This window comes from Pseudomonas sp. GL-R-19 (genome assembly GCF_019956375.1).
Classification (GTDB): Bacteria; Pseudomonadota; Gammaproteobacteria; order Pseudomonadales; family Pseudomonadaceae; genus Aquipseudomonas.
Map to the genome: position 1 here is coordinate 1 of NZ_JAHBDJ010000009.1, position 24,070 is coordinate 24,070.

The following is a 24,070-nucleotide window of genomic DNA, read 5'->3' on the forward strand; positions in this document are numbered from 1 at the left end:
CCCGCGCACCCCACGCCTGCCCGATCAACACACCCGCGCCGGCGCCGAGGCCGATGACCAGGGCGATGAAGAAAAACACGATGGGGAACATCCCCGACACGGCGGCCAAGGCCTGGGTGCCGAGCATCTGGCCGATGTAGATGCTGTTGACCGTGCCGGACATGGATTGCAGGAAGTTCGACAGGACCATTGGGGCGAGGAACAGCAGGTAGGTTTTCCAGAGGGGGCGTTGGGGGGTTGGGGTTTGCATTCGGGAAGGTCCATCTTGACGGCAGGAGCGATGATTAAGGATAGCGTTGGTGGCTGAAACCAAGGGGCGGTGAACATCTCAGGTCTGTGTTTATATTTCCAGCGACGTGAGGGGAAAGGTCTGAAGTTTCATCGTCGCGGGTCCTACATGAAGCTCAGAATGTCTCACCTTACGCGCTGATCCCGTGCGGCTTATAGTCGGCGCCGTCGCCCAATATGGCGATTCGGGTTTGGCGACCTGACAACAGAGAATGACCGACTGACGGCCTTGAGCCCAACAAACAGAGATCATTCAAAATGAACCGATACATGCCCCTCACCGGAATCAACATGGTTCCGGCCTCCCTGCTCATCGACACCCAAGCCCCACTCGACGTCCTGCAAGCCATGGCCGACTACCGTATTCGGGCGGTTACGCAGGTGTTGGAAAACATCGCCTATCGCTCCGAACTCGGTTGCGACACGGTGGTGCTGGAGGACTTCTGCAAACTGCTGGTCATTCCGTTGCGCGATGGTTGTGATTTGATGGATGTGATTGGTCGCCGGCTGCGGGCGCAGGCTGCGGAGTAAATGAAAACGGGTGTCTCGGCACCCGTTTTAATGCTGGTCCAGAAAAGGGGTTACCCGTCAGCTTGATTCGAGACCGCGAAAAACCAATCAGGCGAAGATACTCAATATGCCCGAAACAAAGAGAAGAGCCGCTGCAGCAGCGGCTCAACCCGGGAAACCTTCGATGATCTAAACGACTGGACAAGGGAACCGGACGACTACGAAATGATAGCTACTGTCACCGTTCTCTGGCGCCTGCGTTCAGGCACTTGGTGCTGTCAATCAAAGGTATATTTGCCTTCGAGCATGAATGCCGGCTCTCTCCAGTTGGGCCCTCTCACAACTCTGATCCCATTATTTTTTATAAAACCGGCATCACACATTTTTTTGACAAGTTTCAATAGACCAATGTTGTTCTCCACATGCGCCCAGTTAGCCCGATTATAAAGACCATCAAGCTGAGGAAAGGAAATACCTAATTGATTTTTGGTTACAAACAGAATTACCTCTTCAGGTTTTTCGTTAAGTACGATGGTTGCAATGACGCTCATTATTTTACCCCTCCAAGTTTCTTGTACTCTCGTCCCCTTTGTTTTTCATCCGCTTCTAAAGCATCAGGTGTATAGAGCAGTTCAAAAGCATCCTTGACCTTGTAGTCCTCCAGCGTCGCGGCGTGAGTGTTATTCCAAATAATACCGTCGTCATTCGGGTCTACACCGTCAACCACACCTAATGCTCTGAAACGTTCCAGCTCTCTGATTTCATGAGTATAGAAGCGTTTGTCCACATCTGTGATTACCAATTCACCCAGCAGAATTTTTTTCAAGCGAAAAATCATAATGGCATTGGCGTCCGAAGGCCCAAAGCGTCCCGTATGTAATTTTACCAGGTCAATACCCGCTTGGCTCACGGTAGCACTTGTCCAATCGAGATCGAGGATTGGGCCTCCAGCTTTGGCGGGATTGAAAAGTCGACCGCTGTATTTTCCCCTTGTGGTTGCTCCTTCATAAGGACTATTAAAAACAACGTAGATTGGCGGCAGACCGCTTTCAATCGGAAAGCAGTAAATGCAATCCCTGAAATCAGGCAATTCGACCGCGGGCAAGGTTTCAGGCTGCACAAGCAATGGCGACAGCGTAACTCCAGTGTAAGTCGGTACTTGCGCAGGGCGGGCAGGCGAAGTTGTCGAGCCGTTTCCCAAGTGAATAATTGGAAAACTGAGGATAATGGGCGGTGTATCGTTTGACGTGAAACTGTAGGCGCTGGTCGCTGGATCGAATGCCAATGCTCGCACTGGCACTTTTTCCGAGACGCTCCCTCCAGCCGGGGTTGCAACGAGTGTGTATTGGTTAAGGTCGCCATAAATCCGATAAGGAAGGTCAATGGTTCCTTCGGCAGCGGCGATTTCATTCAGGTTTGACGGCAGCTTTGGTAAAAAAGTGGTACCGGGTAGTTTGAGAGCTGTTTGAGGAAAGCGTTCGCCGTTAGCAAGAGCAGGTGAATAGAACAAGGCTCCGATCCCAACAGCAGTGGCCCGACTGATAAGTGCCTCCCCCAACCCTGCCAACAACTTAATGCCTTCATGGATCACTGCCCCGAAGGTCCAACCTTCGGCGACATGGATGGCAATGGCACCCGCCACAGTGCCCGCCTCTATGCCATTACCAATGTGTAACCTGTAGGTGTAAGCGACTTCGCCCCTTGCCAAGGCGCTATGGATTGCCGCGTCTGCAGTTGTGGAAGCGTCCTCCAGAATGGAGATGGCTTCGACAAGGATTCGTTTAACGTAGGCGGCAGTTAGCGATAATAGATATTCTTCATAAAAGCTTTGTCGCACTGCCATATCGTCTTCTGCATCAGCATTCGATGCAAATACCGCGGCACTCATTTCTCTGTCTAGCGACAATGCGTCTAAACCATTATATAGTAGTGCATCGAGCCAACATCTATGGATTCTGGCCCTTTGCAGAAGCTCTACAATGATCGCTTTCTTTTTCAAGGCAGCTTCCAACGCATTGAACCCCTGCCCGTCAATGGCTGCGACTATGCGTCTTTCTAGATAATCTCGAACATTCGGTGTAGCACCAGAAAAAACACTCGTTATCTGATCGTGCACCGAAAGTCCTATCGCCTCCAACTTTTGGTATGCGTTACTGGGGTTTTTGGTACTCTCAATACTATGGGGCGTAGTAACTGCCGGGACAGCCCCATCCCAAAACAAAACACTATCGAAGCTTGAAGGAAAAACTTGGGCTTCTGTAGCTTGAACCTGTCGAGACTCAGGCGTTATTACAGGTGAATAATGTGTAATTGGTTCTTGCATATAGCGCTCCATGCACAATATCAATTCCATAAAATAGACAGAGCAAAAGTTATGCCGCAACAACGTAGCATTTTCAATACTTCAATATTTACTGTATACGTCGCGCACGAAAGATGATGGGCGGCAGTTGCGGGCGCAGGTGGGAGAGTGACTACATATGGGCGCCGAGGGCGCCTGTATTCTTCTTTTGGTCTAGTCCTGAAACAGATTTACACCTGTTTCACCCAAACGCCCCAACCATCGGCGCAAGGGTAAAAGACTAGACCAGTCGGACTACCAGGGCGGCGACAACAAAGATTGTCAGTGCCAGGGCGGCACCGATGCCGAACGGCACCACAGTAGAGCGGATCGCGTTCGGGGCGGGACTACGCATCTCCTCGACAAAAGCTGCAACGTCGCGGTGCAGTTGTTCAATGCTGGCTTGATTCGTAGGTTGTGTGGACATGCTGCTACTTCCTGTGTGGGTCACGAGTCGTATCTGTTGTGGCGGGTACGAATGCTCAAAACTTCGCCCATAGGCTGACAGCAGCGACGATAGCGGTCACCCTACCAGCCCCCACCGCAATCGGGTACCAGAAGGTCTCTTGCCTGAACTTGCGCTCTTCTGCCGTGAGTTTTCGGGTTTCGGCCATGGACCTTCGGATTTCGAGTTGCAGTTTATCGAGTTCCAGATTGTCGCGGTCGTTTTGTAGCATGGTTCATCCCTTCGCGCTTTGCTGTTCAAAAGGTTCTCTCCGAACAGCCGGTGATCCCCCCTTTCTACGCCGTCAATATTTCCCGTTTTTCATCTTTGGAATAGCGGGATACTCCTGCCGAAGTTGTAGGCAAAATCCGAGGATTGCGTAAGGGGGTCTATCAATGGGGCTGAAAACAAAAGCCGATCGCTCACAACACACGCCCCAAGAGCCAATCGACCCAACCCACAGTCAATTAGCTAAACTTCATCAGTAAACCACTTCGCGAATCCCTGAAAATTCAGGAGGCGAACCATGAGCAAACAACCTCAACCCCAAAGCCGCTCCAACCCCCAACCCAGATCCCGTCCGTTGGTGCCGAACCTGCCGAGCAAAACCACCGGCAAAAAGTCCGGTCGCTTGCGCAGCAACTATCCGCCGAAGAAATCGTAATTGCCTCGGGTGTACGACAGACTTTGCAATGGAGTCTGTCGTACTCCCCCATCACTTCGGTATTACTTGCCTCTATATCGGACATTGTTTTTCCACAAGCGACGTCGTACCCGCCTGGAATGACGGCCAAGGGCTACGCTCTCCACGGTTTCTCAAATACACCTCGACCACGCCGGCAATCGATTTGCTTAAATGGCTCAGCGTTAAAAGACCTGTGGCGAGGGAGCTTGTCGGGCGCTTGCAGTCGGTGCAGAGCATCGCGCAGAGCACGGCGGATGATGTGCGGACGCTGGCGTTGAGCAGTCGGCGCTTGCCGCCTATTGCGACTCGGCTGGATGCACTGGGGCGGACGTTTCATCAGTGATGCAGTCGTGGGCGCGGCGTTTATTCCCAATGGAAAAACGGCGGGCAACCCGCAGGCCAGGCAAGTGCAGGCGCTACTTGAGGGCGTCGCAGCGAAGTAATTGAATACGGGCGCCTGATTTGTATTTGCTGGCGATTGGCATTCCAGAATCCTGGAGTTCTTTAAATAAAATTGTGAAATAAAACGTGAAGGCAGCTCAGTTAAAAAGCTCCACAAAGCCATATAAAAACCAACAAAATAAAGCTTTTTAAACGATTTTTTATATGAAATAAAATGTGAAGACAATTCTGGCGATACAAACTGCCATGTCCTTATTCACCTCGAAATCCTGGCTGGACCCGGTTCCCCCCCGGCCTGCCCGCCTGGTTTGCCCAGGATGTCTTTCCAGACCTGCATCGTCGGTTTCAGTAACACATAGCTTCAGCAAGATCGCGGCCCAATTGCATTGGCATGTTAAGCCCATCCGTCGCACCAATATTGCTCTACAGACTCAATAAATCTACATTTGAATCTACAGATTCAACCTAAGGACACAAACATGGCCGTCCCCCTGCAACCCCAATCCTTCAGCAAAAACCAGTGCGTCACCGGCCTGCGTGCCGCCGTGGGTATTCTGGAAAAGTGGAAAGCCACCAGCGACCAGGCCTGTCGCATCCTGCGTATTTCCTGCAGCACCTACACCCGCGCTCGTCAGCGTGACCCGGATTGGGCGGTGGCGCTGGATGCGGACCAGATGCAGCGCATCAGTTTTGTGCTGAACATTCACGCGACGTTGCGGCTGGTGTTCGACAACCCGGACAACGTCTACGGCTTTGCCTCGATGGCCAATGACAACGAGTTTTTCAACGGGCGTTCGCCGCTGGAGATCATGGCCCAGGGCGACATGATTGCGTTGTATGAAACCTTCCGCCGCATCGACATGCTGCGGGGTGCGCAATGGTGATGGCGAGTGAGCTGGCGGTGTTTGCCGGTCAGTCGTTGCAGGCTTATCGCCTGGTCAATTCGAAGTTTCCGCCGATTGCGCTGTTTGATGATGTGGCGGACGCGGATGAGTTCGAGCTGTTGTTCGAGATTCAGGCGCTGACTAATCCGCGGTTGAAGAATGAGCTGGGACAGCTTGAGTTGATTGCGCGCAGCGAGATTCCGTTCGGGATTGCGGGCTGCTCTTACGCGATTGCACCCTTTACCCACGTCAACCCGGCGGGTTCGCGCTTCAGTGACGGCAGTTTTGGCGTGTTGTACCTGGCGGATTCGATGGAAGCGGCGTTGGCCGAGGTCCGGCATCACCAGGCGCTGTATTGGTCGAAGGTGCCGAGCCTGAACTATGAGCGTTTTGTGTTTCGGGGGTTGGCGTGTGCCTTTGGTGATGGGGGGATGAAGGATGCTACTGCCCTGCCGCTGACCGATCCGGTGTATGCGCCGGACGATTACAGCGACGCCCGACGCCTTGGCCTGGATGTTCGCAAGACAGGTTGCCCGGGGCTGCGTTATCACTCGGTGCGCATGCCGGGCAGTCATTGTTGGGCGCTGATGACGCCGAGGCCGGTTTCGTCGATTGTGCAGGCGGCGCATTACGAGATGGTCTGGAATGGGCAAATCACCAGCGTGAGCCAGATCAGCGAAGCCTGATTGCCTTGCGATAACTTTGTGGCGAGAGAGCTTGCTCCCGCTGGACTGCGTAGCAGTCCTCGATTTGGGGCCGCTGCGCGACCCAGCGGGAGCAAGCTCCCTCGCCACAAAAAGCAGTGTTTGCACACACGGTGTTCGATCCATTGACTGCATCGATAGTCACCATCACTTCAATGAAGTTCTCTTAAAAAATCCCCGGCGTAACATCTGCTCCATACCAACCCATAAGCACCCCGGAGCACACCATCATGAAACGCCAGACCCTCCTCAGCATCGCTTTCTCGGTTTTCGCAGTTAACGCTTTCGCCGCAACTTCTGCTCAACCTGTGGTCGCTGAAGGCGGCTCGGATCGTCTGATTGAAAGCCGTGTGGCCGAGGGTGGTTCCGATCGCCTGATCGAGAATCGTGTGGCTGAAGGTGGCTCCGACAAACTGCTGCAAAACCGCGTCGCTGAAGGCGGTTCCGACAAGCTCCTGCAAAACCGCGTCGCCGAAGGCGGTTCCGACAAACTGCTGGAAAACCGCGTCGCCGAAGGCGGTTCCGACAAACTGCTGCAAAACCGCGTCGCCGAAGGCGGTTCCGACAAACTTCTGCAAAACCGCGTTGCCGAAGGCGGTTCCGACAAACTGCTGCAAAACCGCGTCGCTGAAGGCGGTTCCGACAAACTGCTGGAAAACCGCGTTGCCGAAGGCGGTTCCGACAAACTGCTGCAAAACCGCGTCGCCGAAGGTGGCTCCGACCGTCTGATCGAAAGCCGCGCTGTCTGAATGCAGTGCTTTACCGCAGGACTCAACGAGAAGCCCGGCCTCACCCGCCGGGCTTTTTCGTGCGGGTCATCAATTCGTCCGTCGTTCATGCACTTTCGCGTATCGCGAGAGACCAATCTTGATGGCGACCAGAATGGGCGCGGCAAAGACGAACAACAGGGTCACGGTGAAGAACGCCGTATCGAAGGCAATCACCGTGGCCTGACCTGACACCGCCTTGCCCAGCAGGTTGGTGGCTGCCCGGCCAGCGGCCACCTGATCCATGCCCTTCCCCGCCAGCATCGCGGTTGTGGTCATCAGCCGTTCGATGAGCGCATTTCCTCCCGGGGTGACGTTGGCGCCGAGGACCACGCCATTGCTGACAACCTGATGGTCGATCAAGGTCTGCAGCCCCGCGACGCCCATCAAGCCACCCAGTTGCCGCCCCGTATTGAACAGGCCGATGCCGCTGGCCAGGTTGCGGCTGTTGAGATGACTGAAGGCGATCAGGGTGATCGACAGAAACAGGAAGCCAAGGCCCAGGCCGCGCAACAGGATGGCTACCATCATGTCGGCGCCGCCGCTTTCGCTGGTGGCGCCGGACAGCATCCACATCGCCGCCATGATCAGCAGGATGCCCAAGGGTACGGTCGCCACCGGCGGCAGGCGGCGGACCTTGATCAACCAGGCAGCGATGAGCAACGAGCCGATAAAAAAACCGCCACTGGGCAACAGGAGCAGGCCGGCATCGGTGGGTGTGAACGCCAGTACCGACAGGGCGAACGCCGGGATCAGGTAGGCGCTGCCGAACAGCGCGGCTCCGGCGACGAAACTGACGCAAAAGGCAAAGGTGAAATCGCTTGTTTTGAACAGGCTGAAATCGAGCAGCCCCTGGCCGTTGGCCAAGACCTGTTGGCCGAGAAAGGCCAGCAGCGCGGCGCCGCCGATCACCGTCAGCACCAGGATGCGCGGTTCCTCGAACCAGTCCCAGCGGCTGCCCTGGCTGAGCACGTAGGTGAAACACAACAGCGCAGCACCGATCAATGCACAGCCGAGCCAGTCAAACGAATGTTGCCGCACCCTGGCGGGCATGGGGTGGTCGGCGATGAGCAAGAGCCCCGTCGCCGCCAGGGCCAGCGGCACCACGCTGAAGAAAATCCAGGTCCAGGACTGGCTGTCGATCAACCACCCTTGCAGGGCCGGTGCGAGGGTCGCCGACGCGACCACGGCCGCCATGGCGAACAGGGCTTGCAGGATCGGCTGAAGGGCGCGTGGATAACCGCGAAAAATGAGCGCCTGACCCGCCACCAACAAAGTACCGCCAGCGAAGCCTTGCAGGATGCGCAGTGCGATCAGCAGCTCCAGCCAGGCGGTAATGGCGGCCGCGCAGCACGCCAGGCCCATGACCAGGGTGGCGCCGATGATCACGTTGCGCGCGGAAAATCGCTGCATCAGCCAAGGGGCAAGCATGAACCCGATCAGTTTGAACGCGATGTAGCCGACATCCAGCCAGGCGAACTCGTCAGGCGTGGCATAGGTGTCGCCGATGATGTCGCTGCGGCCGAGGGCCAGCACGGTGCTGGCGATCGCTTCCGTCAACGTCGCCAGCACGATGCCCACCATGAGCAGCACGCCATTCGTTGCCCTGACGCGGCTCAGTCTGGCGCTTTTCATGAACCGGCCCCTTGCGCAACCTCCACCCGCGCGGACAGGCCCGGCACGATGCGCCCCGGCAGCGGATTGTGGGCCAGGCGGATCTTCACCGGCACGCGCTGCACGACACGCACAAAGTTCCCGGTGGCGTTGTCGGGTGGCAGCAGGCTGAACGCCGAGCCACTGCCCGGTGCAAAGCTGTCGACCACGCCATCGAGTGCCGCATCGGGGTAGCCATCGACCGTGACGCGCACGGACTGACCGGGGCGAATATGTTCAAGCTGGGTTTCCTTGAAGTTCGCCACCACCCACACATCGTTGACCGGCACGATATCGAGCAGGGATACGCCCGGCGTGACGAAACGGCCGAGGCGAACCTGACGGTTACCGACCACGCCATCCACCGGCGCGTGTACCACGGTGTGATCGAGATCGATCCGGGCAAGATCGCGCGCGGCCTGTGCCTGGGTCACGGCGGCCACGGCGGCCTCGCGCTCGGCGACAAACACCGCGATGCGTTGCTGTTGCGCCTCGACCGTGGCCGAGGCGGCCGACACCGAGGCCACGGCTCTGGATTGCGCTGTGCCGGTTTCATCGACCAGGGCCTGGCTCACCGCGTTGCTGATGATCAGTTTGCGGCTGCGGTCGTGGGTCTTGGCCGCCAGGCTCATGTCGGCGGTGGCCGAGCGCCTTTGTGCTTCGGCCTGCCTGATCAGCGCATGCTGAAGCTGGATCTGCGCATCGACATGGGTCAGTCGCGCCTGGGCGCCGCTGACATTGGCCTCGGCTTGCGCGAGTTTGGCGCGATAGTCGCGGTCATCGATACGAAACAGCACATCACCGGCACGCACGGCCTGGTTGTCTTCGACCTCGACCCCCGTGACATAGCCGGCGACTTTCGCGGCCAGTGAGGTGACGTCACCACGGACATACGCGTTGTCGGTCGAGGTCACACCACTGGAAAACGCCATGACTCCCCAAACCGCCACGACCATCAAGGCCGCGACGCACAGCAACAGGCCGATGGTCTTGCGCTTGCTGCGCCGCACCACGACCACAGGCGTTGCGCTACTTGCGCCGGTGGCAATGGCGGCCTTGTCCTGGAGCGAGTTCATTTTTTGATTTCCTGTTCAGTGCCAAGAACCAGACAGACACTGGGCGGCAGGATCTGCCGCCCGGCTGTCGAGCCTTCATGAGCGGGTTGATCGGCTCACTGTTTGATCGGTGTTACGAGCACCTTTTCCTCGGTGTCGAGGACGAACACCGCCAACAGGCGCGCCGGTTGGGTGTCGCTGGCGTTGGCGCTGACCAGGTGCACGGAACCCGGTTCCTCTACGAAGTTTTCGCCGACGTTGTAAACCTTTTCCGGCTGGCCTTTGACCTGGATGCGAAACGCGCCCTCCAGCACCGTCGCATAGATGAAGGCCGTTTTCGGATGGGTGTGGGCCGGCGACGCGGCACCCGGTCCATACTCGACGACCACGCCCCTCATGCTCTTGCCAGGGATGTTGGGAATGGGACGGTCGAACACCACCGTCACTTTGCCGGGGGGCGGCTCGGCGGCCGATGCGGCGCTGATCGAGAGTGCTGCAAAGACAGCGGCCATTAGCAATCGGGTAACCATGGGATTTCTCCTGGATTCGTAAGGAAATGCGAGGGTGAGATCCGTTACTGCTCTGTCGACCGGGCCAGCCAGTCGTCGAAGCGGATCGCGCCCAGGCGTGCGTTCTTGCCGGTGACCAGCGATTGATCGTTGAGCACGGCACCGAAGTAACGCGCATGCACGTCCGGTACGACCTTGCGGTTGTCCTGGGTCGCTCGCAGAAAGCGCCTGGCCATTTCGTCGATCGGCATGGTTTCCGGGCCGCCGACTTCAACCGTGCCATTGACCGGTGCTGCCAGCACGATATCGGCCAGCGCCGCCACCACGTCGTCGGACGCAATCGGCTGGATCAGCGCCGGCGAAGCATGAATCTCATCGCCAACGGTGAACGACTGGACAATGCCGCCGGCAAACTCGCAGAACTGCGTGGCACGTAGAATGGTGTAAGGCATGCCGGACGCCTTGATAAGGGCTTCCTGCGCGACCTTGGCCCGGAAATAGCCGGTATCGGGAAGCCGTTCGCTGCCGACAATCGACAGGGCAACGTGATGACGAACCCCGGCCGCGGCTTCGGCGGCCAGCAGGTTACGGCTCGACGTTTCAAAGAACTCGAGAACGGCCTGGTCCTCCCACGACGGCGCGTTCGCCACGTCAACCACCACATCAGCGCCATCCATCGCTGCAGCCAGGCCTTCGCGGGTGATGCTGTTCACGCCCGTGCTGGGGCTGGCGGCGAGCGCATCATGGCCGCGCTCGCGCAGGGTGTTCACAAGTTTCGATCCGATGAGGCCGGAGCCTCCGATGACGACGATTTTCATGGCTTTTCTCCACTTGTCGACTGCAACGATTGCGTCGGTGTAGAGAAAGATTGCCTGCACGGGTGAGGCAAGTCCTTGCGCCGGGCTTGGGTTTACCTTGGCGAACGCTTGGATTTATGTCCAAAGAAGAGGCTGTTCGTCCAGCATTCCCTGGCGCGGACGGTGCAGCGGGTGTCGAGCTGCCGTATCATCCTCCCCAGTTACCAACCGCCAGCCGCCTGGGACACGGAGTTGAGGGCGCTTCGCCAGGGGATGCTTATCTTGTCATTCGCGTTTGAAGACTACGTACTCGATCAGGAGCGCCGGGAGCTGACCTTGCGCGGGCAGGTCGTGGCCGTCGGCCCGCAGGTCTTCGACCTGTTGCTGCTGTTCGTCAACAATCCCGATCGGGTCCTCAGCAAGGACGAATTGCTCAAGGCGGTGTGGAGCGGCCGGATCGTTTCCGAATCGACGATCACCAGCCACATCAATGCGGTGCGCAAGGCCATCGGTGACACCGGTGAAGAGCAGCGCCTGGTGCGCACCGTCAGCCGCAAGGGCTACCGCTTCGTTGGCCAGATCAACGGCAACATGACCGGGCAAGCGCGACAGCCTGACATCGATGAACGCTCGAGCGCTGACACGAAACAAATCCCCTCCTCGACGCTCGTCCTGCCGGAAAAACCCTCGATTACCGTCCTGCCCTTCCAGAACCTGAGCGGCGATTCGGAGCAGGAATACTTCGCCGACGGCGTCGTGGAGGACATCATCGCCGCCCTGTCGCGTATTCGCTGGCTGTTCGTCATCGCGCGCAATTCGAGCTTCACCTACAAGGGCCAGGCGGTAGACGCCCAGGGCGTCGGCCAGGAGCTGGGCGTGCGCTACGTGCTTGAAGGCAGCGTGCGCAAGTGCGGGAACAGGCTGCGCATTACCGGGCAACTGATCGACGCGACGAGCGGGACGCACATCTGGGCGGAGCGCTTTGAAGGCCTGCTCGACGACATCTTCGAGCTGCAGGACCAAATCACCGAGAGCGTCGTCGGCGCGATCGCGCCGCAACTGGAACGGGCGGAAATCGAACGCGCCAAGCGCAAGCCGACGGAAAGCCTGGACGCCTATGACTACTACCTGCGCGGCATGGCAAAACTGCACAGCGGCAGCCGGGAAGCCATCGAGCAGGCGCTGCCGCTGTTCTACCAGGCCATCGAACTCGATGCGGAGTTTGCCTCGGCCTATGGCATGGCCGCCTGGTGCCATTTCTGGCGCAAGCTCAATGGCTGGATGACCGACCGGCCTGCGGAAATCGCCGAGGGCATACGGCTGGCGCGTCTGGCGGTAACCCTTGGCCGCGATGATGCGGTTGCACTAACACGCGGCGGACATGCCCTTGCTCATCTCGCCGGCGAAGTCGACGCAGGCATTGCACTGCTCGACCGGGCGCGCCTGCTCAATCCCAACCTCGCCCCCGCCTGGTTCCTGGGCGGTATCCTGCGGGCGCTGCACGGTGAAACGGACGCTGCCATCGAGCATTTGCAGCATGCCGTTCGCTTGAGTCCGCTGGATCCGGAAATGTTCAGGATGCAGGTCGGGATGGCGCTCGCGCATTTCTTCGCCGGGGACTTCGATGCCGCTGCGGACTGGGCGGAAAAGGCCCTGGGCAACCTGCCCAGTCTGCTGATCGCGGCAGCACTGGTGGCGGCCAGTCATGCGCTCGGCGGTCGAATGGATAAAGCGAATCTGGCGATGCAGCGTCTGCAAAAGCTGGATTCGTCTTTGCGCCTGGGCACCCTCAAGGACTGGCTGCCCATTCAACGGCCCGAGGATTTCGCCCGTTTCGTCGATGGACTGCGGCTGGCGGGATTGCCCGAGTGAAGACGACCAGCCTTACCCTGTAGGAGCGAGCTTGCTCGCGATGGTCGTCAACGATGACGCGGGTTTTCTGATTAAACGCGGTGTCTTCAAGTCCATCGCGAGCAAGCTCGCTCCTACAGGGTAGGCTAAGCTTTGAGCAACTTGTTGCTCACGATGCTCGGTTCTGCAGGTTTTGGGTTTTTCTGGAGAGCGTCTGCAACAGCTATCCCAGACTGGCCCAAACCTTTCACGCAGGATTGCCGTGATGACCGAGCCCCTCCTCAGCTTTGATGCACTCAAGCGCGCCGCGGCTGCCGGCGAAATCGATACCGTGCTGGTCTGTATGGTCGACATGCAGGGACGCCTGGTCGGCAAGCGCTTCCAGGTCGAGTTTTTCATCGACAGCGGCCACGAAGAAACCCACTGCTGCAACTACTTGCTGGCCGATGACATCGATATGGAGCCGGTGCCGGGATACGCTGCGGCCAGTTGGAGCAAGGGCTACGGCGACTTCGTGCTCAAGCCCGACATGTCCACCCTGCGGCGCGTGCCCTGGCTTGAATGCACGGCGCTGGTGCTGTGCGACGTGCTCGATCATCACCATCGCCAGGACCTGCCCCACAGCCCTCGGGCGATTCTGAAAAAGCAGGTCGAGCGCCTGCGCGAGCGCGGCTATACCGGCATGTTTGCCTCGGAACTCGAGTTCTATCTGTTCGACGAGAGTTACGAGGCGATCCACGAGCGCAACTATCACAAACCGAAAACCGCCGGCCATTACATCGAGGACTACAACATCCTGCAGACCACCCGCGAAGAGCCGGTGCTGCGGGCGATTCGCAAGCATTTGCAGGCCTCGGGCATTCCCGTGGAAAACTCCAAGGGTGAATGGGGCCCGGGGCAGGAAGAGATCAACATCCGCTACGCCGATGCCATGACCATGGCCGACCACCACGTCATCATCAAGCACGCCTGCAAGGAGATCGCGCAGTTGCAGGGCAAGGCGATCACGTTCATGGCCAAGTGGCGCTACGACGCCGCCGGTTCCAGCAGTCACATCCATAATTCGTTGTGGGACAAGAACGCCAAAAAGCCGCTGTTCTTCGACGAAAAAGCCGAGTTCGGCATGTCAAAACTGATGCGGGCCTGGGTCGCCGGGCAGCTCAAGTACGCCAACGACATCACCTGTTTTCTCGCGCCTTATATCAACTCCTACAAGCGCTTCCAGGCTGGCACCTTTGCGCCGACGCGGGCAGTGTGGAGCCGCGACAATCGCACCGCCGGCTTCCGTTTGTGTGCCGAAGGCAGCAAGGCCATCCGCATCGAATGCCGCATCGGTGGCGCCGACCTCAACCCCTATCTGGCCTTCGCCGCGTTGATCGCGGCGGGCCTGGCGGGTATCGACGAGAAGCTCGACCTGGCGCCACCGTTCGAAGGCGATGCCTACCTCGATGAGCATTTGCCGGAAGTGTCCAAGACCCTGCGCGAGGCGAGCGCCGCACTCAAAACCTCCAGTATGTTGCGCGAGGCGTTCGGCGATGAGGTAGTCGACCATTACGTGCACACCGCCGAGTGGGAGCAGAAGGAGTACGACCGGCGAATCACCGACTGGGAATTGCAGCGCGGTTTCGAGCGCTACTGAGAACATCATGACTGAGAAGGTACAACTGATCTCCCCGGTCGATGGCCGGGTGTATGTCGAACGCGAGGTGGCCGATGCGCAGCAGGTCGAGCAGGCACTGACGGCCGCTGCCAATGCACAGGCGTCATGGCAACGCCGCTCACTGAGCGAGCGTGCGGCTTATTGCAGTGCCGCGGTGGACGCGATGCTGTCGATGCAGGCGGACATCGTGCCGGAGCTGGCCTGGCAGATGGGCCGCCCGGTGCGTTACGGCGCCGGCGAGCTGCGCGGTTTTGCCGAACGCGCCCGACACATGATCGCCATCGCTCCACAGGCCCTGGCCGCTGTAGAGCCTGCGCCCAAGGCGGGTTTTCGACGCTACATCAAACGCGAGCCGCTGGGCACGGTGCTGGTGGTCGCCCCGTGGAACTACCCCTACCTGACGGCGGTGAACACGATCATCCCGGCGCTGATGGCCGGCAACAGCGTGATCCTCAAGCACGCGTCGCAAACCCTGCTGGTGGGCGAGCGTTTCGCCGAGGCCATGCGTCGCGCAAAACTGCCCGAAGGGCTGTTCCAGAATCTGCTGCTCAACCATGTGTCGACCGGGGCGATCATTGCTTGCGGGCGCGTGCAGCAAGTGAACTTCACCGGTTCCGTGGAGGCTGGCAAAGTCATGGAAAGCGTCGCCAGCGGACAATTTCTCGGCATGGGCCTGGAGCTCGGCGGAAAAGACCCGGCCTATGTCCGGGCAGACGCCAACCTTGAACAGGCGGTGGAAAATCTGGTGGACGGCAGCTTCTTCAATTCCGGGCAGAGTTGCTGTGCCGTGGAACGCATTTATGTCGACCAGAAAATCTTCCCGGTGTTTGTCGAGCGTTTCGCCGAATTGACCCGTCAGTACGTGCTGGGCAACCCGCTGGACGAAGCCACCACCCTCGGCCCGCTGGTGACACCGGGCGCCGCCTTCTTCGTTCGTGGCCAGATCGCCGAAGCTATGGCCCAGGGCGCGACGGCGCTGATCGATCCGCAGGCATTTCCCGCCGACGTACCGGGCAGCGCCTACCTCGCGCCGCAGGTCCTGGTCGATGTCACCCATCAAATGTCGGTCATGCGCGACGAAAGCTTTGGCCCCGTGGTCGGCATCATGCCGGTGGCCAGCGATGAAGAAGCCATCGCCTTAATGAACGACAGCGAGTTCGGGCTCAGCGCTTCCATCTGGACCCGGGACCTTGCGGCGGCCGAACGCCTGGGCAACGAGATCGCCACCGGCACGGTGTTCATGAACCGCTGCGATTACCTGGACCCGGCTCTGGCCTGGACCGGCGTGAAAAACAGCGGGCGCGGCGTCACCCTGTCGCCATTGGGCTACGAGCACCTGACCCGGGCCAAATCCTTCCATCTGCGTCACGAGGTGTAGACCATGAACCTGACAGGAAACTGGAACTACCCCACGAGCGTTCGGTTCGGTGTCGGGCGCATCGCCGAGCTGGCCGACGTCTGTCGCAGCCAGGGCGTCCAGCGCCCCTTGCTGGTGACCGACAACGGCCTGGCGCGCGCGCCGATCACCACGGCGACACTGGATGCGTTGCGCGCCGCCGGTCTTGGCGTGGCGCTGTTTTGTGACCTCAAGCCCAACCCGGTGGAAGCCAACCTGGCCGGCGGGCTCGACGCCTGGCGTGCCGGCCAGCACGACGGCGTGATCGCGTTCGGCGGCGGCAGTGGCCTGGACATGGGCAAGCTGATTGCCTTCATGAGCGGCCAGACCCGCCCGGTCTGGGATTTCGAGGACATCGGCGACTACTGGACCCGCGCCGACGACAGCCGCATCGCCCCGATCATTGCCGTGCCGACCACGGCGGGAACCGGTTCCGAAGTCGGTCGTGCGGCGGTGATCATCGACGAGAGCACCCACACCAAACGCATCATCTTCCACCCGAAAATGATGCCGCGCGTGGTGATCAGCGACCCGGCCCTTACCGTCGGCATGCCCGCCAAGGTCACCGCCGGCACTGGCATGGACGCGTTATCCCATTGCCTGGAAGCCTACTGCGCCCCCGGCTTTCACCCACTGGCCGACGGCATTGCCGTGGAAGGCATGCGCCTGGTGGCCAACTCTCTGGTGAAGGCAGTACACACGCCGTCGGACCTTGAGGCCCGCGCGCAAATGCTCGCGGCGGCAGCGATGGGCGCCACGGCCTTCCAGAAAGGCCTGGGCGGGATGCATGCGCTCTCGCATCCGGTGGGCGCGCTGTACGACACCCATCACGGCATGACCAATGCCACCTTCATGCCCTATGTCCTGCAGTTCAATCGCACGGCCATCGAGGAGCGCATCACCCGCCTGGCGGCGTACCTGCGCCTGCCCTCCCCCGGCTTCGACAGTTTCATGGCCTTCGTGCTCAAGCTGCGCAAGGACATCGGCGTACCCCATACCCTGATTGAACTGGGCGTGGATGACCGGCAGGCCGACCTGATCGCGGACATGGCGATTGTCGACCCCTGCGCCGGCGGTAACCCGCTGCCATTGACCCGAGACGGCGTGGCAAGGATTTTCGACGCGGCATTTCACGGCCGTCTGTAGGAGCGAGCCTGCTCGCGATGAACGTCAACGATGACGCGGGGAGCCTGACACCCCGCGTCTTCCTCAAGTCCATCGCGAGCAGGCTCGCTCCTACAGAGTCCGGGCCTTATCAGTCGGGCTTTTTTGCACGCAGATGAATTATCCTGTGCCTCCCCGATTTCACCCCGGAGACATCTGTGCCCGCCCTCACCGCCCGCGAGGTTTACCAGCCGTTGCGCGATGCCGCCCAGGGCATTTGCACCATCAAGCGAGTCGCCGACGCCTGCGGGTCTGGTCTTGTACGGATCGACATTGACGGCTGGCGCCTGACACTCGACGTCGACGCCGGCCACGTGCGCCACTGCCTGCACGGCCAAAGCCCCGATGGCCGCGAGTATGCGTTCGACAGCGGGCAGCGCTTCGGCACCGACCCGGTGAGTCTGCTAAGCACCTGGGAGCTGGCGCAGATTGAACGGCTGTTGGCCTGAATCCTTCGCAACCTGTCGTTCCCTAGCTGCACTTGTGATACACAAGCCGGAGTGATTTCAGCGTCCAAGGAGGTTCTGCCATGCCCCGTTCCACTCGCCTGCCGTACTGGCTGGCCTGTGCCCTGCTCGGCTTGTTCGCTGGCGGCGTGCAAGCGGACAAGCCGACCCCGGCGCCCGACGCCTTGCAACCCTTGCTGGCGACGATGAATGAGCGGTTGAACATCAGCGAGCTGGTGGCGCTGACCAAATGGGACAGCGGCAAACCGGTCCAGGACAACACCCGGGAAGCGCAAGTCATCGCCAACGCCCGCAAGCAAGCCACCCAGCGCCAGCTCGACCCCGACGATGTCGCCGACCTGATCGCCGCCCAGATCGAAGCCAGCAAACTCGTGCAATACGGCCGGCTCGCGCAATGGCAAGCGGCGCACAAGGCACCGGACACGCCACGGCCGGACCTCATTAACGACATCCGGCCCAAGCTCGACAAATTGCAAAACCTGCTGCTCCAGCAGTACGCCGCGTTCCTGCCCTACCGCAAAGACCCGAACTGCCCGCAATGGCTGGCCACCGAACGCTCCGCGCTGATCAAGGATCACCTGCATGGCCAGGCGATGATTCGTGCGACGGGCGAGTTGTGTGTTGTGAGTCGATGACAGTGAAGTGATCCAGACGAAGAGCCCGGCCCAATCAGCCGGGCTTTTTCATGGGATCTCCCTATCAATGTAAAACACCCTTTACATTCGCGAAATCTCCGGCGAGTATGTAAAGGGACTTTTACATCAGGAGGATGCAATGAAGCGCTACTACATCGAAATGGGCGTCGCAATTACGCTGTACACCGTGCTGTTGCTGGTGTCGGTGATCTTGCTTAAAGACCAGCAAGAAATGGCCATGGCGCTGAAGATCATCATCACACTATTGCCTGTGATTCCTGCGGGGCTGATGTGTTGGGCGGTGGTGCGCAATATGCGCACGCTGGACGAAATGCATTTGCGTATTCAGTACGAAGCTCTCGGTTTTGCCTTTGCCGCTTCGGCATTGCTGACCTTCACCTACGGTTTTCTGGAGAATGTCGGCTTTCCGCACGTGTCCTGGGTCTGTGTGTGGCCAGTGATGGGCCTGATGTGGATGATCGGGCTCAGACTTGCCAAGCGGCGCTATCAATGAAAAACCGTCTCAAGGAACTGCGTGCCGAACGCAAGTGGTCTCAGGTCGATCTGGCGGCGTTGCTGAATGTTTCGCGGCAGACCATCAATGCCATCGAAAATGGCCGCTATGATCCCAGCCTGCCCTTGGCGTTTCAGATTGCCCGGGCATTTGCGCTGCCTATTGAGAGCATTTTCGATGATGAGTTCGCTGGGTAATCTCCCTCTTCAATCAGGCGCCTGCCCATGAGCCACACTGAGACCCTCGCTAAAATCTTCCTCGGTCCGGTGTTGCTGGCGCAAGGTCTCTACACCAGGCGCATGACGCCCAAGTTGCCGGAGGCCGAGGGCGAGCGTCAGGGCGAGGTCGGCAGCGGCGACATTCTGAGGTTGTTGATAGTCGGCGACAGCGCCGCTGCAGGGGTGGGCGCGGAGACTCAAGGTGAAGCCCTCAGCCGTCGGCTGGTCGAGCGCCTGGCCGATGATTATCAGGTGTCGTGGAAACTCTGGGCACGCTCGGGTCTGGATTCCCAAGGGTTGCTGGAGCTGCTCGAACAGCACGCCCCCGAGCCGTTCGATGTGGCGCTGTTGTCGATTGGCGTCAACGATGTCACCAGTTCACTCACCCTGGATCAGTGGCTCGCTCGGCAACGGCGTTTAATGGCGCTGCTATGCGACAAGTTCACGGTGAGGCAGATTGTCGTGTCGCCGCTTCCACCGATGCATTTGTTCCCCGCGCTGCCGCAACCATTGCGCTGGTTCCTGGGGTACAGGGCGCGGCGTTTCAATGCACATTTGGCGGATCTGGCCGCACGCCTGGATCGATGTACGATGCTCACCACCCCGCTGGCGCCCGAACCGGGCCTGATGGCCAGCGATGGCTTTCATCCGGGGCCGATGCTTTACCGGCAATGGGCCGACGATGCCGCCAGGGTGATCGACCAACGCTTTCGCACCACAACAATAAAAACAGGAGTTGAAGATGTCTGAGCTGAACCTGAACCCCAATGTCGCAGCGTCCCTGAAGCAGTGGCATGCGATGATCGGCAACCGCGACTTGAGCGGCTTGCCTGAATTGCTCGATCCGCAGGCGGTGTTCCGCTCGCCGATGGCACACACGCCCTATCCCGGGGCGCCAGTGGTGTCGATGATCCTCAACACGGTCATGAACGTATTCGAGGACTTTGCCTACCACCGCGAACTGGCGACGGCGGATGGCTTGAACGTGATTCTCGAATTCAGCGCCAGGGTTGGCGGGAAAGAACTGAAGGGCATCGACATGATCCGCTTCAACGAACAGGGCAAGATTGTCGAGTTTGAAGTGATGGTGCGGCCGCTGAGTGGCTTGCAGGCGTTGGGCGAGGAAATGGGGCGGCGCCTTGGTGCTTATCTGAAGGACAGCAAGGCCTGACTTCCTGATTCACCAAAATCCCTGTAGGAGCGAGCCTGCTCGCGATGGCGGAGTGTCAGTCAATATGTTGTTCACTGACCCATCGCCATCGCGAGCAGGCTCGCTCCTACAGATTTTGTGTACAACCTGGAAACTTCACACCATCGGCTGATGACTGGTCACGCAGTGAATACCGCCTCCGCCGGCGGAGATCGCGTCGATGTTGAGCTGCACCACTTTGCGCTACGGGTAGAGTACAGACAGCACGTCGATCATTGCGCCGGGAAGGTTTGTAGGTAGGCGAGCAGGTCTTCGATTTTTTCCGGGTCGCTGAGGCCCCAGAAAATCATGCGGGTGCCGGGCACGACTTTCTTCGGCGCTTCGAGGTAGGCGATCAGGGTTTCGCGGGTCCAGACCAGATTGGCGGATTTCATCGCATCGGAATACACGTAGTCCGTGGTGACGGCGGAGTGGCGACCGATCACGCCATTGAGTTGCGGGCCGAAGAAGGCGCGAGCCGATTCGCCGATCTGGTGGCAGCCGCTGCAGAGGCGCTTGAACACTTTCTCCCCGGCCTGGACATCGCCCGCAGCAAGGGTGGAAGTGCTGAGCAGGCCAGCGGTGAGCGCCAGGGCGAGGGTCAGGGCGGCGATTTTCTTCATGTTCCGTTTCCAGTTGGGTGTTGCTGGATGGCTATTGGAACACGGTGGTCGGGGATATCCCAAGTGGTCAAATGGACGCAATCCCTGTGGGAGCGAGCGTGCTCGCGATAGCGATGTATCAATCACCTTCTCTGTTGGATGTGATGGCCTCTTCGCGGGCAAGCCCGCTCCCACAGGTTCTGTGTAGTGGCTTATTTTTTTGACTTGTTGCGCGAGGTATTGAGCGCCATGGCCGCCTGAATCAATGCCTTCAGCGCCGCTTCATCGATCTGCTCGCCCTCGTGGATATCGATGGCACGCCGGGTATCGCCTTCCAGGCTTGCGTTGAACAGCTTCGACGGATCGTCCAGCGAAGCGCCCTTGGCGAAGGTCATCTTCACCACCTGCTTGTAGGTCTCGCCGGTGCAAATGATGCCGGCATGGGACCACACCGGCACGCCGCGCCACTTCCACTCTTCAATCACCTGCGGGTCGGCCTGGCGGATGATCTTGCGGACGTGGGCCAGGGTTTCGCCGCGCCAGTCGGCCAGTTCCCGGATTCGTTCGTCGATCAGCGCCGAGGCTTCGTTTGTTTCAACCTTTTCCGTTTTCATCACCGTTTCGACCCTCATCATGATGGTTGTGACCGATGAGGGTAGACGGTGCTCCAAAGTTTTCAGGAATCGCTGACTGACGGCGCTTGGGGCACGGGGCGGGTTTTCACGGTGACGAACATTTTGATACGGTCGCCGATTTCCTGGAGGGTATGGCGGAACGGGTCGTGTCTTTCGCTGGTGGTCGGATCTTCGAAGCTCCAGACCATCACTTCACCGGTAAACGGCATGCGTGAGGCCTCTTCGCAGGACTTGTCGCACAGGGTGATGACGTAGTCGAATGCCTGGCCTTCGAAGTCTTCGAGGGACTTGCTGCGCAAGCCGCTGGCATTGACACCGATGTGGTCGAGGGATTCGAAGGTGCGCGGGTCGATCTCGGTGGCCTCGAGTCCGGCGCTGAAGGCCTGGAAATCGGCAGGATCGATATGGCGCAACAGGGCTTCGGCCATGGGGGAGCGGACATCGTTTCTGGCGCAGACGAACAGCACGCGACGGGGGTCGGTCATGGGTTTACCTCGGCTGGCGGACTTTAGTGTTTGCTCATCAATCCATGCAGCACGCCGAACCGCAAACCCGGTTCCGACGCAATCATATGTGTGATGCCGAACACCTTGAACGCTGCCAGCATCAACACCAGGCCGCCGGGCAAAATGCTCATGCGGTGGGTGGGCAAACCCGCCAGCTTGAGGTGTTTCACATGTTTGACTTCCAGCAGGCGCAACGACAGGTGCAACAAGCCGCCGTAGGTGATGCCGCCTTGGCCGTCATCATTCAAGCCATTGGCCTTGAGGACCTTGGCCAGCATCCGCGCCGTCCCGGAAGAACCGATCGCCTGCTGCCAGCCCATGGCGCGGTAACGGCGGGCAATGCGTTCGAATTGCACGGTGGCCGCGCGTTCGGCCTCCAGCAGTGCTTCGGTCACGATCCGTCCGCCATGGAAGTAACGCGCACCGAAGGTGCCGCTGCCGATGGCAATGCTCTCGGTGACCAGCAGCTGGTCGCCACGGCCGATGATCATCTCCGTGGAGCCACCGCCGATATCCACCACCAGCCGCATGGTTTGCGCCGGCAAGGTGTGGGCCACGCCGGCGTAAACCAGTTGCGCCTCTTCGTGACCGGAAATGACGTCGATGCGAAAGCCCAAGTGGCGTTCGGCACTGGCCAGGAACAGCGGCGCGTTGTCCGCTTCGCGCACGGCGCTGGTGGCCACCGCCCGCACGCGCCCGGCCTCGAAACCACGCAACTTCTTGCCGAATCGCGCCAGCGCCTGCCAGCCACGGTCCAGCGCCAACTCATCGAGCGCCCCGCCCTGCAGGCCTTCGGCCAGACGCACCGGCTCACGCAGGGTCTTCACTTCCTGGATGACCATCTGCTGGTTCCGTCTCACCGACTGGCCAATCATCAGGCGAAACGCATTGGAACCCAGGTCGATGGCGGCAAACAGCGGGGCGTCTTTCATAGGGGGTTCCTTGCACATTCATCTACCGGCGGACTGGCGGCCGTCGGGCACTCAAGACGGATTGCGAGGATCTTGCCATGGCTTCGATGACACCCAGATGACACCGCCTGGCATCACCACTTCGTAACAAACTGTGACCAGGATCGGCCGTACCACCCATGACGCGAGTGTCTCACCATGCTTTCCAATCAGGACACCTTGATCCAGCGCATCCACCGCGAGCTGCTCGATATCAGTGACGAGGAGCTGGAACTGGAATTATCGGAAGACGGACACAACCTGGACGCACTGTTCGATGAACACATCGAGGATGGCAGCGAGAAAGAAGCCCGGCGCCGTTACTTCGCCGAACTGTTTCGCCTGCAAGGCGAACTGGTGAAATTGCAGAGCTGGGTGGTGAAAACCGGGCACAAGGTGGTGATCCTGTTCGAAGGCCGCGATGCCGCCGGCAAGGGTGGTGTAATCAAGCGCATTACCCAGCGCCTCAACCCCCGGGTTTGCCGGGTGGCCGCCCTGCCCGCGCCCAACGACCGCGAGCGTACGCAGTGGTATTTCCAGCGCTACGTTTCGCACTTGCCCGCCGCCGGGGAAATCGTGCTGTTCGACCGCAGCTGGTACAACCGCGCCGGGGTCGAGAAGGTCATGGGGTTCTGCAATGACGACCAGTACGAAGAATTCTTCCGCACCGTGCCGGAGTTCGAGCGCATGCTCGCCCGCTCCGGCATCCAGTTGATCAAGTACTGGTTCTCGATTTCCGACCAGGAACAGAACCTGCGCTTTCTCAGCCGCATTCACGACCCGCTTAAACAGTGGAAGCTCAGCCCCATGGACCTGGAGTCGCGCCGCCGCTGGGAGGCCTATACCAAGGCCAAGGAAATCATGCTCGAGCGCACCCACATCGACGAAGCGCCCTGGTGGGTGGTGCAGGCCGACGACAAGAAGAAGGCCCGACTCAACTGCATTCATCACCTGCTCAGCCAGATGCCTTATGAAGAAGTCGAGCTGCCGGTGATCGAATTGCCCCAACGGGTGCGCCAGAAAAACTATTCGCGAGGGCCTGTACCGCAGGAAATCATCGTGCCGGAGATTTACTGAATTCAGTTTGACCCACACCACACTTGTGGCGAGGGAGCTTGTCGGATCGCCGCACCGTCCCGTTCGGCTGCGCAGCAGTCGTAAAATCATTCAGTGCAGTTTGTCTGGCAAATCGCACTGCCTGATTTTGGGGTCGCTTCGCAACCCAGCGAGAGCAAGCTCCCTC

Annotated in this window: 29 protein-coding genes and 1 pseudogene; 16 read left to right on the plus strand and 14 right to left on the minus strand. The window is 59.5% G+C overall.

The genetic code is table 11. The features are described from left to right. Positions 1-250, minus strand: a 250-nt coding sequence (locus tag KGA83_RS05185) for an MATE family efflux transporter (protein WP_263292507.1), incomplete at its 3' end; no start/stop codon positions are given. 296 nt (positions 251-546) lie between these two features. On the opposite strand from KGA83_RS05185, the gene KGA83_RS05190 reads away from it, so the two are divergent. Next, a complete protein-coding gene (locus tag KGA83_RS05190; RefSeq protein WP_223528894.1) occupies positions 547-819 on the plus strand; it encodes a hypothetical protein in 273 nt (90 codons plus the stop codon). A gap of 257 nt (positions 820-1,076) precedes the next feature. Here KGA83_RS05190 and KGA83_RS05195 read toward each other — a convergent pair whose 3' ends face one another. From KGA83_RS05195 to KGA83_RS05210, 4 genes are all read right to left on the minus strand, one after another. Then, positions 1,077-1,349 carry a hypothetical protein gene (locus KGA83_RS05195; RefSeq protein WP_108217926.1) on the minus strand — a complete coding sequence of 91 codons (273 nt, stop codon included), beginning with the start codon at positions 1,347-1,349 and terminating at the stop codon, positions 1,077-1,079. After that, positions 1,349-3,121, minus strand: coding sequence for an S-type pyocin domain-containing protein (locus KGA83_RS05200; RefSeq protein WP_108217925.1), 1,773 nt, complete (start codon positions 3,119-3,121; stop codon positions 1,349-1,351). Before KGA83_RS05200 ends, KGA83_RS05195 begins: the two co-directional genes overlap by 1 nt. 259 nt (positions 3,122-3,380) lie before the next feature. Continuing rightward, entirely contained in the window at positions 3,381-3,566 is a 186-nt protein-coding gene (locus KGA83_RS05205; protein WP_108217924.1) for a hypothetical protein, read from the minus strand. A 55-nt stretch (positions 3,567-3,621) separates the two neighbouring features. Continuing rightward, positions 3,622-3,816 carry a hypothetical protein gene (locus KGA83_RS05210; protein WP_108217923.1) on the minus strand — a complete coding sequence of 65 codons (195 nt, stop codon included), beginning with the start codon at positions 3,814-3,816 and terminating at the stop codon, positions 3,622-3,624. 294 nt (positions 3,817-4,110) lie between these two features. On the opposite strand from KGA83_RS05210, the gene KGA83_RS05215 reads away from it, so the two are divergent. The 4 genes from KGA83_RS05215 to KGA83_RS05230 all read left to right on the plus strand — a co-directional run bounded on the left by KGA83_RS05215 (position 4,111) and on the right by KGA83_RS05230 (position 7,008). After that, positions 4,111-4,248, plus strand: coding sequence for a hypothetical protein (locus KGA83_RS05215; RefSeq protein WP_177413232.1), 138 nt, complete (start codon positions 4,111-4,113; stop codon positions 4,246-4,248). A 902-nt stretch (positions 4,249-5,150) separates the two neighbouring features. Beyond that, positions 5,151-5,555: a hypothetical protein gene (locus KGA83_RS05220; RefSeq protein WP_223528897.1), complete on the plus strand. Its 405-nt coding sequence runs from the start codon at positions 5,151-5,153 to the stop codon at positions 5,553-5,555. Continuing rightward, complete coding sequence (locus tag KGA83_RS05225) at positions 5,549-6,241, plus strand: RES family NAD+ phosphorylase (protein WP_223528899.1); 693 nt, start codon at positions 5,549-5,551, stop codon at positions 6,239-6,241. The genes KGA83_RS05220 and KGA83_RS05225 overlap by 7 nt, the downstream gene beginning before the upstream one ends. 248 nt (positions 6,242-6,489) lie before the next feature. After that, on the plus strand, positions 6,490-7,008 hold the full coding sequence (locus KGA83_RS05230; RefSeq protein WP_108217919.1) for a phage infection protein: 519 nt from the start codon (positions 6,490-6,492) through the stop codon (positions 7,006-7,008). A gap of 69 nt (positions 7,009-7,077) precedes the next feature. On the opposite strand, the gene KGA83_RS05235 is transcribed toward KGA83_RS05230, so the two are convergent. The 4 genes from KGA83_RS05235 to KGA83_RS05250 all read right to left on the minus strand — a co-directional run bounded on the left by KGA83_RS05235 (position 7,078) and on the right by KGA83_RS05250 (position 11,061). After that, positions 7,078-8,661, minus strand: coding sequence for a DHA2 family efflux MFS transporter permease subunit (locus KGA83_RS05235; RefSeq protein WP_223528901.1), 1,584 nt, complete (start codon positions 8,659-8,661; stop codon positions 7,078-7,080). Further along, positions 8,658-9,755: an HlyD family secretion protein gene (locus KGA83_RS05240; RefSeq protein ID WP_223528903.1), complete on the minus strand. Its 1,098-nt coding sequence runs from the start codon at positions 9,753-9,755 to the stop codon at positions 8,658-8,660. Before KGA83_RS05240 ends, KGA83_RS05235 begins: the two co-directional genes overlap by 4 nt. Before the next feature lie 95 nt (positions 9,756-9,850). After that, entirely contained in the window at positions 9,851-10,264 is a 414-nt protein-coding gene (locus KGA83_RS05245) for a cupin domain-containing protein (RefSeq protein WP_223528905.1), read from the minus strand. 44 nt (positions 10,265-10,308) lie between these two features. Then, on the minus strand, positions 10,309-11,061 hold the full coding sequence (locus tag KGA83_RS05250; RefSeq protein ID WP_223528907.1) for an SDR family oxidoreductase: 753 nt from the start codon (positions 11,059-11,061) through the stop codon (positions 10,309-10,311). Positions 11,062-11,322: 261 nt separating this feature from the next. Between KGA83_RS05250 and KGA83_RS05255 the strand changes: the two genes are divergently transcribed. From KGA83_RS05255 to KGA83_RS05300, 10 genes are all read left to right on the plus strand, one after another. Next, complete coding sequence (locus tag KGA83_RS05255; protein WP_223529028.1) at positions 11,323-12,912, plus strand: winged helix-turn-helix domain-containing tetratricopeptide repeat protein; 1,590 nt, start codon at positions 11,323-11,325, stop codon at positions 12,910-12,912. 244 nt (positions 12,913-13,156) lie between these two features. Further along, a complete protein-coding gene (locus KGA83_RS05260) occupies positions 13,157-14,530 on the plus strand; it encodes a glutamine synthetase family protein (protein WP_223528909.1) in 1,374 nt (457 codons plus the stop codon). Between the two features lie 7 nt (positions 14,531-14,537). Next, positions 14,538-15,929 carry an aldehyde dehydrogenase family protein gene (locus KGA83_RS05265; RefSeq protein WP_223528911.1) on the plus strand — a complete coding sequence of 464 codons (1,392 nt, stop codon included), beginning with the start codon at positions 14,538-14,540 and terminating at the stop codon, positions 15,927-15,929. A 3-nt stretch (positions 15,930-15,932) separates the two neighbouring features. Further along, positions 15,933-17,093, plus strand: coding sequence for an iron-containing alcohol dehydrogenase (locus KGA83_RS05270; RefSeq protein ID WP_223528913.1), 1,161 nt, complete (start codon positions 15,933-15,935; stop codon positions 17,091-17,093). A gap of 176 nt (positions 17,094-17,269) precedes the next feature. After that, positions 17,270-17,560 carry a hypothetical protein gene (locus KGA83_RS05275; RefSeq protein WP_223528915.1) on the plus strand — a complete coding sequence of 97 codons (291 nt, stop codon included), beginning with the start codon at positions 17,270-17,272 and terminating at the stop codon, positions 17,558-17,560. 80 nt (positions 17,561-17,640) lie between these two features. Then, on the plus strand, positions 17,641-18,213 hold the full coding sequence (locus KGA83_RS05280) for a chorismate mutase (RefSeq protein ID WP_223528917.1): 573 nt from the start codon (positions 17,641-17,643) through the stop codon (positions 18,211-18,213). A 139-nt stretch (positions 18,214-18,352) separates the two neighbouring features. Further along, positions 18,353-18,727 carry a hypothetical protein gene (locus tag KGA83_RS05285; protein ID WP_223528919.1) on the plus strand — a complete coding sequence of 125 codons (375 nt, stop codon included), beginning with the start codon at positions 18,353-18,355 and terminating at the stop codon, positions 18,725-18,727. Beyond that, the gene (locus KGA83_RS05290; protein ID WP_007988375.1) at positions 18,724-18,924 is read left to right on the plus strand and encodes a helix-turn-helix transcriptional regulator; all 201 of its coding nucleotides are present in this window, start codon (positions 18,724-18,726) and stop codon (positions 18,922-18,924) included. The genes KGA83_RS05285 and KGA83_RS05290 overlap by 4 nt, the downstream gene beginning before the upstream one ends. A 27-nt stretch (positions 18,925-18,951) precedes the next feature. Continuing rightward, a complete protein-coding gene (locus KGA83_RS05295) occupies positions 18,952-19,695 on the plus strand; it encodes an SGNH/GDSL hydrolase family protein (RefSeq protein WP_223528921.1) in 744 nt (247 codons plus the stop codon). Further along, positions 19,688-20,116, plus strand: coding sequence for a nuclear transport factor 2 family protein (locus tag KGA83_RS05300; RefSeq protein ID WP_223528923.1), 429 nt, complete (start codon positions 19,688-19,690; stop codon positions 20,114-20,116). The genes KGA83_RS05295 and KGA83_RS05300 overlap by 8 nt, the downstream gene beginning before the upstream one ends. 135 nt (positions 20,117-20,251) lie before the next feature. Here KGA83_RS05300 and KGA83_RS05305 read toward each other — a convergent pair. The 5 genes and pseudogenes from KGA83_RS05305 to KGA83_RS05325 form a co-directional block, all read right to left on the minus strand. Next, positions 20,252-20,365: pseudogene (locus KGA83_RS05305) on the minus strand (agmatine deiminase family protein); the annotation flags it as partial. Between the two features lie 2 nt (positions 20,366-20,367). Then, positions 20,368-20,757, minus strand: a complete 390-nt coding sequence (locus tag KGA83_RS05310) for a c-type cytochrome (RefSeq protein ID WP_223528925.1) — start codon at positions 20,755-20,757, stop codon at positions 20,368-20,370. A gap of 191 nt (positions 20,758-20,948) precedes the next feature. Further along, positions 20,949-21,350: a DUF1801 domain-containing protein gene (locus KGA83_RS05315; RefSeq protein WP_223528927.1), complete on the minus strand. Its 402-nt coding sequence runs from the start codon at positions 21,348-21,350 to the stop codon at positions 20,949-20,951. A gap of 62 nt (positions 21,351-21,412) precedes the next feature. Then, complete coding sequence (locus KGA83_RS05320; protein ID WP_223528930.1) at positions 21,413-21,856, minus strand: arsenate reductase ArsC; 444 nt, start codon at positions 21,854-21,856, stop codon at positions 21,413-21,415. A gap of 23 nt (positions 21,857-21,879) precedes the next feature. After that, positions 21,880-22,809, minus strand: a complete 930-nt coding sequence (locus tag KGA83_RS05325; protein WP_223528933.1) for a Ppx/GppA family phosphatase — start codon at positions 22,807-22,809, stop codon at positions 21,880-21,882. 177 nt (positions 22,810-22,986) lie between these two features. Between KGA83_RS05325 and ppk2 the strand changes: the two genes are divergently transcribed. Beyond that, positions 22,987-23,904, plus strand: coding sequence for a polyphosphate kinase 2 (ppk2, locus tag KGA83_RS05330; protein ID WP_223528936.1), 918 nt, complete (start codon positions 22,987-22,989; stop codon positions 23,902-23,904). Positions 23,905-24,070: the final 166 nt, after the last annotated feature.